Genomic DNA, 9,921 nt, shown 5'->3' with positions numbered 1-9,921 from the left:
TTCGGGCAGAAAAATGACTTCTGGATAGCGTTGTTTGACTTCGCGAATGAGCCACTCCCAAAAGCTGAAGGGCTTAGTGTGGGGGTTATCTACCCGGAAGATAGATACCCCTTGTTCAATCCAGAACAGGATAATGCGTTTGAGTTCTTCCCAAAGTTCCTGCCATGCCTCGGTTTCAAAGTTGAAGGGGTAGATATCTTCATACAGGTTGGGGGGATTTTCGGCACAACGGATGCTGCCATCAGGACGGTGAGCAAACCAGTGGGGGTGCTGTTTAAGGTAGGGATGGTCAGGGGAGCAGTGAAAGGCAATGTCCAGGGCGATTTCAATCCCATAGGTCTGGGCACGATCGACTAGGGCACGAAAGTCATCCAATGTCCCCAGTTGGGGATGGATACTCATATGTCCACCTTCGTGGGATCCAATTGCCCAAGGCACGCCTACATCATCAGGCTCAGCAGTCAAGGCATTATTTTTCCCCTTACGAAAGGTAGTCCCAATGGGATGAATCGGCGTTAGGTACAACACATCAAAGCCCATATCCGCAATGTAGGGCAAATGTCTCTCTAGGTCTTTGAAGGTACCGTGTTGGCCTGGTTTTCCCCAAGAACGAGGAAATAGTTCATACCACGTACTGAAACGAGCACGTTCTCGATCAACCACAATTTCCAGTTCTTTGTCATAGGTAACAGCAAGGCTACGATCGGGATGCACAGCCATTACCGCAGCCAACTCTTTGGACAAGGCCAATTCCCGTAGCCACTCAACATCTGAGGCTCTTGCATTGCGTAAGTTACGGGCATAACTGTGTAACAAATCAGCATAGCGTCCAGCCGCTCGATGGGCAGCAGCAGTTACTAGTTCAGCCCCTACTAATAGATCCACTTGGACATCCTGCTTAGCAGCCAGTTTGAGAGCCAAGCCACGCCGCCATGTCTGAAAATGGTCAACCCAGCCCTGAACCGTATATTGGTAGCGCCCCACGTCATAAACCTTAAAGATGCCCCACCAGCGATCGTTATCCTTGGGTGACAACGGTGTTTCTTGCCACTGGTCACTGTGTTCATGACGATATAGCACTACCCCAGCTAAAACATCATGGCCATCCGCCAACATATCGACTTCTAGGTGTACTTTTTCTCCGACAACACGCTTAATTGGAAAACGTCCGCCATCAAGTTCAGGCCACATGCTCTCAAACCGAATCCGTCGCCTACCATCCAACTGCATAGCTGTTGTTCCCATGACTACGTTTTTGCTAGGTGAAATTACTCAAATCCTCACGCTGCCACTCATTTACACGATTTGTAAAACCGTGACGGCTGTTTCTAATGATCGATTGCCCTGATGATTGATTGTATAGTGAGCAGCTATCGCAAAGTCTTAAGTAGTGTGTGCTTTAGGATCAGAGTGCAGTAAAAAGAATTGCGAAGTTTTGCATCTATCGTCATAATGATGAAAGAAAAATGAAATTACCATAATTACGTCTTGAGTACTATGACCCTATCTGTGTCATCTCCAATCCAGCAGCCCTTGGCACAGCAGTCTTTAACACAGCAGCCTTTAGCGCAATCTGACAGTCAGTTGGCGATCGCTGCAGCCCCGCCGACCTCGACTGTCAGTGAGGACTTGAACCAAGCAGCACTGATTACGGAGCAGTCTGGGTCAGACCAGTTGGTTGTAGCGAGTCGTAGCGGACGTTGGCAGGTCTTCGTTTCTACCTTTGTGACCATTTTCCTAGCGGAACTAGGAGACAAAACCCAAATCACCACCCTGTTGATGACCGCAGAGTCCCATGCACCATGGGTTGTGTTTGCAGGCGCAGCTACTGCTCTAGTGACCACCAGTTTGGTAGGTGTGTTGGTGGGGCAATGGTTAGCCCAGCGAGTACCTGCGATCGTCCTTGATCGGGCAGCCGGTATCGCGCTGCTAATTGTAGCAGGGCTGCTGCTCCTCGACGTGATGGCATAAGGGAGAAAAAACTTATGGATTGGGATCTTCTGGGCATGAGTTTTGTCACCGTTTTCTTAGCAGAACTAGGGGACAAAAGCCAAGTTGCTGCTATTGCTTTGGGTGGAAGTTCTAAATTTCCCCGCAGTGTATTTTGGGGCACAGCAGGTGCTCTCCTGTTGGCCAGCTTGCTAGGGGTGTTAATGGGTGAGGGGGTAGCAAGTGTGCTCCCAACCCATTGGGTCAAGTCACTCGCTGCTGTAGGTTTCGTGGTGATGGCAGTGCGACTGTTGCGATCGCGCGGTGACGATAATTTGTCTGACTAGCCTTCAAAACAAAAAATAGACAGAGATTACTCTCTGCCCATCTCATCCGGAGTTACTGACAAACTTATAGCTAACAGGCGACTGCTAACTCGTTATGTAATACAAGATGACTTGGAATTCTGTCTGCTGTAGAAACATGCCACTAATTTCAGAGAATGTAAGCTACACATGCTGCTGAAAGCTAGGCATCTCCAATAATGCAGAGCCTAGTAAGCCAAGCCCATGCTGCGGGTTGTTTCTGCACCAAGATAGACTCGAATGCTCAAAAAGTCTGTAGGACAGGCAGTTTCACACCGCTTACAACCAACACAATCTTCAGTGCGGGGGGATGAGGCAATTTGCTGTGCCTTGCAACCGTCCCAGGGAACCATTTCTAGCACATCTAGAGGACAGGCGCGAACGCACTGGGTGCAACCAATACAAGTATCGTAAATTTTGACTGAGTGAGACATTGACTAAAACTCCAAAACGACTGCTCAGTGTTCTGCGAGAGATTTCTGCGAAATTAGAGGCCCAATAAACAAGCGATTAAACGTTAGGGTTTAAGCTTATGGTGTAGTTTACCGTAGGCTGGTAGACACGCTGGCAGGACATTACCGAAAGTTAAAAGAATTTAATAACTGTGGCGATCGTTCCACCTAAATCTCCTGCCCCTACTCCCCAATCACCGCCCGTTGTAGCTGCCTAGAATGACCAGTTCAACCCAGCTCGGAAGTTAATGCCAATGCCAGGGAAGCCTGGAAACACCTCATAGCGTTGATCAAATACATTATTAAGGCTGGCATTGATCACAAGGGTGCGATCGATCGGCACCCGCAATTTCAAATCCACAGTGGTATAGCTAGGTAACGATTCCGTGTTGGTTAAATTTGTGAACCGTTGCCCCAACAAATGGAGCAGTACCCCCGCGTAGAAGCCTTGAGGAGTCTCGTAGGAAAGACCCACATTGAAACTGTCTGCATCGGTGAATGCTAGGCGATTGCCAATCAACAGAGCATTGGGATCATCCAAGATGCGAGAATTATTCAGCGTGTAGTTTGCGAACAGATACCAGTTTTCTGCTACTTGCACATTTGCTGCTGCTTCAAAGCCCAAGGTTCTTACCCGACGCACATTTTCGGGTGCCCCAGCGAAGGTGGCAGGGTTAAACACAAAGACGATCGCATCCGATACTTCGTTGTAGAAAGCCGTAAACCGCAGCAGGCCAAAATTGCCTAAGGTCTGATCAACACCAATATCGAAAGCATTGGCAGTTTCTGGACGCAGATTAGGGTTACTAAACCCAGGGAAAAACAAATCGACCGCCGTGGGTACCCGGAAGCTGCGGGCATAGTTAGCTCGCAGAGTCGTGCTTTCTGATACCTGCCAACGCAATCCAGCTGCTGGTGACGTTACAGAGCCGTTCGCTAGACTGTTGAAATCTTGTCGAATGCCGACATTGAAGCTAAATTCTGGGGAAAATTTTACATCGTAAAGGGCAAAGATAGCTCCTTGGCTCAGGCCCTTATTGTATTGGTCGGTACGACTATTGGTTGAAATTACCAAGTCACGGTTGTTGACATTTGTATTACGGTAGTCTGCCCCATAGGTGATTGTCTGGCTGGGTGTAAAACGCCAACTGTGCTGTACCTGTAAACCTAGAGCATTTTGATAACTCTCAAATTGGTTGTCGAAGTTGGGCCGAGTAACACGGGTATCCAGGAAATCAGCGAAGAAACGAGCTGTCAGCAGGGAATCATTACCTCCGCCCAGTTTAGATGTCCACGTAAGGCTAGTGAGCCATTGATCTGTAAGGGTACGATCGTTGCGGGTTAGAGAATTAAAGCGGCCTGCTGACCCAGTGATGGGAATTGGTACGCCACCAGGATTGCCTAAATCTTTGTTCAGGAACAGTACACTAAAGTCTAGAGTATTGCGATCGCCCAATGCCTGCTCTAGGCGCAAGTTTAAGTTTTCGTACAGCACGTCAGCATTCTCTCGAATGCCGCTGAAATTAGCACGGGGAATCTCGAAGGGGAAGTTGCTAAAGGATTGGGTGCGGTTATAGCCGATCACATAGCCCGTAGCATCTAACCGTCCTGCAGATTGAACCGCCTGCTGATTGTAGCTGTAGCTTCCCACTTGCAGTTGGGTGCTTGCCGTCACCCCTTGAGAAGGTGGACGACGGGTGATGATATTAATCACACCGCCGATCGCACTGGATCCGTAAAGTGTAGAACCACCACCAGAGGTATATTCCACCTGCTCTACAAAATCGGTAGTAAAGTTAGAGAGGTCGAACGCACCAGTATCAAAGGTGTTGATTGGGCGACCATCCAGCAAAATCAGCACCTGCGAGCTAGATGCCCCTCGTGCAAACTGTGAACTCAGTGCCCCTAGGTGTCCACCTGCCGTGCCGTCTGATGCAATCCCCGGCAAGAATTTCAGAGCTTCTTGCACGGTTCTAGCTCCTTGAGCTGCGATCTCTTCACGAGTCACAACGTAGGTAGGGCGGGTAGCTTCCCGCAATTCCCCTTCGCGGCGAAAGGGGCTATACACAGGTTGCTTGAGGATTCGGTCAATGACTGTGATTTCTTCCTCATCTTCTGGGGCGAGTTCTGTGGGTTTTGCTTCTGGAGTTGGGGCTGCTGGGGGTGAAGCTTGGGCGATCGTGCCCCCTGGTGGATTAACCATTGCATCCTCTGCCTGTGCTGGCAAAATTTGCACAGACAAGGTAGCGGCAGCCGCTATGAGAACACCAGTTAGCGATCGAGAAATCATCATGGTAGTCATCTCCTGAAAGGGGTTAAGGATTATGGGAATTGGTAAACCCACAGCTCAACGCCGCCATAGCACCCTACTAGTCAGACTAAATTCTCCTTAGGGGACTGCATATAGGAGTAGAGAGGAGCCACAATCCTCTCTTAGGGAAAGACTTTTGTGCCGACTCCTCAGGGCATATGTAGTGCTTGTTCAGAGAATAAAGGTTCAGAGTACTATGCTGGAGTATCCTGTGGGATACAAGAAACTCAGGCTGTGTTGTTGAGTTGCACTGCCCGATAAGGTTCAAAACAGCCGTGAACGCAATGAACGCAATAAATGGCCCGACTGCTATCGGTAGCAACAGGCAACTACAATGTGTGCAACTAATGTGTGCAACTAACTAATGTGTGTAACTATGGATGGCAACAGCTAACAGCTAAGTGCAATCGTAAATAGGACGATCGGTATTGCCGCATACAACAATTCTGACTATGCATCCGTACCTCGCAGATGGTTATAAAGTTAACTCAGCACGCCTTTCAACAGCTAGGTACAACCCATGGCCTTCTCTGATGGAGAGGCGTAGTAGTTATCCCTGCTGGAGACGTGCGGCGATCGGCGGGCATCCTGACTTAGAGTATTAGCGATAGCACTAGCACACTCATCACAGTTGCGGGACAGCGCCGGACTTGCACCAGACTTTCCCCCTTGCGTTTGGTAGCTGCTCCCTACCAAAACCGACAGCCTGCTGCTCAGGAGTAATTCTCAACAGCGATCAGAGTTTATCACAGTTTCTAGACGGCTTAGATGCCTGACAGGTTAGGCTACCAAAGCGCCATGCTGGTGAGTATTTGCAACCCATTGCCCTACATTTATCGGATGAATAGAAGATTTTGTTGCCTGAAAGCCTCAGGGATTGACCGCGACTGTGTACTATAAAGGGTGCACCGTCTAGACATTAGGTATCTATTCCATGACTGTAGCAACCACATCCGCTCCCAACACGACTATCCCTGACTTCTGTGCTGGTATTCAATACTTTGGGGAATTACCGGCTGAGTTTGATACCTATGGTGCCACTCCGGCGATCGCCTCTGGGCAGACAGCAATCGCTAAGGCTGATGATATGACCGCTGCTTACCAGACCCTGCTCTATGCCGATGCACTTCGCTACCTGACTCTACAGATTACAGGCAGCAAGGCATCAGGACACCCTGGTGGATTTGCGAGCCAAGCAGAAGCCTACGCTGCACTGGTAATGCTAGGTTACAAAAATATCATGACCGAGGTAGGGCACCATGCCCCTGGTTTCTACAGCGCTATGTTCCTTGATCGCTCCCTAGAAGATATGGGCATCACCACTGTACAGCAGTTGCGCGATCGCTTCCGAGAAACCCATGGTTTGCTAGGCCACCTCTCTGGCTACATTCCTGGCCTATTGGCTCCTGCTGGCCCCTTGGGTCAAGGCCAACACTTTGGGATGGCAGCGGCCTTCCTGCATCGAGACAAGCTATTTCCTTTCACGGTAGGCGATGGTGGCTTGGGTGAACCCTACGTCATGAGTTCAATGGCACACTTCCACACGGCCTATCCTGACATCACTAACTTCTTGCCGGTGCTGGTATGGAATGGTTTTTCCCAGGAACACCACAGCATGGTTTCCATGAAAACCAATGAAGAAATGATGGCTTACTGGCATGGCAATGGCTTTGAACAGGTAGTGTTGGTGGATGCAAAAGACTTTGACGACCAAAACCAAGCCGGTGATTACATTGACAGTACTATTTGTTCCCTAGAGAAGCGGTTAGAGTTTACCAAGGCCGTGCTTGTAGGTATGGATACAGCGGCTCAGGCGGCTATGGGCGGCAAATTAACTGTGTTTATTCTTAAGCAACTAAAAGGAGCTGGTGTTCATGCATTGGGAGCTAAATCTCACAACCTCTATCCCAAGGATACCTTAGACAGTTCCCATATCATTGCAGCGCTACAACGCCGTGCCTTGGCACCTCAGGTCTGGTCACTAGTGCGTGCTAACTGTGAGCGGGCTGGGGGTGGCCCTGCCAGTAAGACTGTGGTCACCGAATTTGAGTTGCCCTTGCCAGATTTGGGGACTCTGCCCTTGGAGGAATATGCCATTGGTGGTGAGCCTAAGGTTTCTACAACAGCGATGGGACGACTGGTGGCTGAGGTGGGTCAGCGCGATCGTCGCTTCTTGGTCACGAATGCCGATGGCAACGAAGCGTCTGGCATTGCCAACATTAACCAAGCCCTAAAAATTAATCATCCCACCCCTGATCCCCTCTACAACCAAGCACCTGGCGGCCAAGTCTATGAGCCGCTGAGTGAAGATGCCTGTGCTGGTCTGGCTGCTGGTCTTGCCCTTATGGGATCCCGCACTCTCTGGTGTTCCTACGAATCCTTTGCGATTAATGGCCTGCCTATCTGGCAGACTGTTACCCAAGCCATGGCAGAACTACGCCGCGCTACACCGGCTACTATCACTCTGTTTACCGCAGGAGCACTAGAGCAGGGACGCAACGGCTGGACACATCAGCGCCCAGAGATTGAAGCCTATTTTGCGGCTATGATGCGGAATGGCAACATCTTTCCCCTATTTCCACCCGATGCTAACAGCATTCAAGTTTGCTACGACTGGGCATTGACTCAAACCAACAAAGGCGTGGTGATTACAGCTAGCAAGTCAGCTCTGCCAGTTCGCACTACCCTAGAGCAGACACGAGATGGGTTGCAACAGGGAGCGATAGTTCTCCAAGAAACTCCAGGCAGCAAGCTAGTGGTATTTGCTGTCATTGGAGACATGGTGCTTATTCCTGTCTATGAAGCAGCAGCGAACCTGGCAGAACAGGGCATTGGCTCTCGCATTGTGTCGGTTGTCTCTCCCCGTCGCCTCTATCGTCCTACGGATGTGTTGTGGAATACCTGCTTCCAACCCGATGGTGACTTTTTGGATGATACTGGTTTTGAGGCTATCTTTGGCGGCAGTGCCCTCTTGGGTGTGACGGGCGGAGCTAGCGCTATGCTAGAACCTGTTATGTTGCGTAGCACGAGCAGGCGTGACACTATTGCCTGGAAACGGGGCGAAACCACGGCGACGGCTAATCAGATCATGGCGTTTAACGGCATCACTGCTGAAGCGCTGGTAGGGCGATCGTTGACCCTACTTGCTTAACACTTATAATTTAGTAGGTTTTAGTACACTGCGGCTCTAAAAGCAGTAGAGTTGACAGTTGTCCCATTTCTCCAAAAGCCAGCTACATAGCCTACTAGTTCGTAGTAAGGACTTAAGTCCTTACTGCAAGCCATCTGTGGCGATAGTTTTTGGAATTGACTAAAAGCAGTAGAGTTGACAGTTGTCCCATGTCTCCAAAAGCTAGCTACATAGCCTACTAGTTCGTAGTAAGGACTTAAGTCCTTACTACAAGCCATCTGTGGCGGTAGTTTTTGGAATTGGCATTATGTAGAATCCTCAAATCCGGCCTAGCAATGACTTCACAACAACTGAGAAGGGGGGATTGTACTATACTTTCCCTTATAACTTCTACTCCATAACCTCTACCCATAGGACGCTGCAACTACTGATATGACCATTCACCCGACCGCAGTGATCGAACCGGGAGCACAACTAGGAGAAAACGTAACCGTTGGTGCCTATTCGGTTATCGATCGTGATGTACAGCTTGGAGATGGCTGCGCAATTGGCTCCCATGTCTCCATCCTAGGACACACCATATTAGGGGCTGGGTGTCGGGTTCATGCAGGGGCGGTAATCGGTGACTTGCCCCAAGATTTGGCCTATACCGGTGGGGTTAGCTACGTGCGCATCGGCAACAATACAGTCATTCGCGAAGGAGTCACAATCCATCGTGGAACAAAGCCTGATAGTGTCACCACCATAGGTGATGGCTGTTTGCTGATGGTCAACAGTCATGTGGGTCATAACGCTACTGTTGGCAATCAGGTAATTATTACTAATGGGGCGCTGTTAGCAGGGTATGTGCAGGTAGGCGATCGGACAGTTATTAGTGGCAACTGCCTCATTCATCAACATACCCGCATTGGTAGGCTGGCTATGCTTTGTGGCTCAACTGCCACTCAGCGGGACGTGCCTCCCTTTTGTATGACCCGCAGTTTCACTAACACGGTTATTAGCTTAAATGTGGTAGGGCTACGGCGGGCAGGCTTTACTCCTGCACAGCGCCTAGAGGTCAAGCGTGCCTTTGACACACTCTATCGCTCTGGATTATCTGTGGCTGAGGCCGTCAGCAAGCTGGAACAAAACCCAGAATCAGAATTAACCCTAGAGTTTTGCAACTTTATTAAGTCATCCAAGCGCATCTGCAAGTTTTACTTCCAAACCAGAAAGGCCACTGATGAGGATGATGCAGACGAAGTATAAATGCTCAGTCAAAATACAGGTGATGGTCTACGAAGATTAGGAGGCTGAAATCACCAAGTCTGCCTTCAACGGTTGCCACTGCACTACACGTCCCCCGCCCAGTTCTACCACAACCTTAATGCGTGGCTCTAAGCTAGGTAGCTTACTCAGATAGTCAATCTCTTGACTGGACAGGACGAACCCCTCAATCAACCAGAGAACCAACCCTTTCTGGTTCTGAGCTGGCATGTTTTCCAAGTTGTAGGTGAGGATAGGGGGAACAAAGTAGCGATAGCCTACTGCTGCCTCATTGCCGATCGTCTTTTTACCCAAATGAGGTGGACGAACACCATGAACACCTTGTAAATAGGCTGACAAATCACCTAAGCCTCTGGCAGTCAAATTAAGCACCGTATAACCGGCTGCTCGTAATCGACGCTGATAGCGGCCTTCGTAGCCACCTTCCAGGGGCACGTACATAGCTAATGCACCAAAACGCTCCAGTTC

The 9,921-nt window shown here is 49.7% G+C and carries 8 protein-coding genes and 1 riboswitch; of the genes, 4 read left to right on the top strand and 4 right to left on the bottom strand.

Going from position 1 to position 9,921, the window contains the following annotated elements; genetic code table 11:
* Window positions 1–1,245: DUF3416 domain-containing protein (locus NZ772_07375; GenBank protein ID MCS6813377.1), on the bottom strand; the 1,245-nt coding region annotated here is incomplete at its 3' end.
* A gap of 429 nt (window positions 1,246–1,674) precedes the next feature.
* Here NZ772_07375 and NZ772_07370 point away from each other — a divergent pair.
* Window positions 1,675–1,971 carry a TMEM165/GDT1 family protein gene (locus tag NZ772_07370; GenBank protein ID MCS6813376.1) on the top strand — a complete coding sequence of 99 codons (297 nt, stop codon included), beginning with the start codon at window positions 1,675–1,677 and terminating at the stop codon, window positions 1,969–1,971.
* A gap of 14 nt (window positions 1,972–1,985) precedes the next feature.
* Entirely contained in the window at window positions 1,986–2,276 is a 291-nt protein-coding gene (locus NZ772_07365; GenBank protein ID MCS6813375.1) for a TMEM165/GDT1 family protein, read from the top strand.
* A gap of 206 nt (window positions 2,277–2,482) precedes the next feature.
* Here NZ772_07365 and psaC read toward each other — a convergent pair whose 3' ends face one another.
* Window positions 2,483–2,728, bottom strand: a complete 246-nt coding sequence (gene psaC / locus NZ772_07360) for a photosystem I iron-sulfur center protein PsaC (protein MCS6813374.1) — start codon at window positions 2,726–2,728, stop codon at window positions 2,483–2,485.
* A 232-nt stretch (window positions 2,729–2,960) separates the two neighbouring features.
* Window positions 2,961–5,090, bottom strand: coding sequence for a TonB-dependent receptor (locus NZ772_07355; GenBank protein MCS6813373.1), 2,130 nt, complete (start codon window positions 5,088–5,090; stop codon window positions 2,961–2,963).
* A 527-nt stretch (window positions 5,091–5,617) separates the two neighbouring features.
* A riboswitch (cobalamin riboswitch) is annotated at window positions 5,618–5,775 on the bottom strand.
* 216 nt (window positions 5,776–5,991) lie between these two features.
* On the opposite strand from NZ772_07355, the gene NZ772_07350 reads away from it, so the two are divergent.
* Window positions 5,992–8,208 (top strand): phosphoketolase, encoded by a 2,217-nt coding sequence (locus tag NZ772_07350; GenBank protein ID MCS6813372.1) that lies wholly within the window; start codon window positions 5,992–5,994, stop codon window positions 8,206–8,208.
* A 411-nt stretch (window positions 8,209–8,619) separates the two neighbouring features.
* Complete coding sequence (gene lpxA / locus NZ772_07345) at window positions 8,620–9,435, top strand: acyl-ACP--UDP-N-acetylglucosamine O-acyltransferase (protein ID MCS6813371.1); 816 nt, start codon at window positions 8,620–8,622, stop codon at window positions 9,433–9,435.
* Between the two features lie 36 nt (window positions 9,436–9,471).
* On the opposite strand, the gene NZ772_07340 is transcribed toward lpxA, so the two are convergent.
* Window positions 9,472–9,921, bottom strand: a 450-nt coding sequence (locus NZ772_07340; GenBank protein MCS6813370.1) for an NAD(P)H-quinone oxidoreductase subunit N, incomplete at its 5' end; no start/stop codon positions are given.

The sequence above is a fragment of the Cyanobacteriota bacterium genome, assembly GCA_025054735.1.
GTDB lineage: Bacteria > Cyanobacteriota > Cyanobacteriia > SKYG9 > SKYG9 > SKYG9.
This window is presented reverse-complemented; position numbering and strand designations above follow the sequence as displayed.

Coding starts and splice junctions, on each gene's coding strand:
- NZ772_07365 (MCS6813375.1), top strand. CDS start 1,986: ATGGATTGGGATCTTCTGGGCATGAGTTTTGTCACCGTTTTCTTAGCA.
- psaC (MCS6813374.1), bottom strand. CDS start 2,728: ATGTCTCACTCAGTCAAAATTTACGATACTTGTATTGGTTGCACCCAG.
- NZ772_07350 (MCS6813372.1), top strand. CDS start 5,992: ATGACTGTAGCAACCACATCCGCTCCCAACACGACTATCCCTGACTTC.
- lpxA (MCS6813371.1), top strand. CDS start 8,620: ATGACCATTCACCCGACCGCAGTGATCGAACCGGGAGCACAACTAGGA.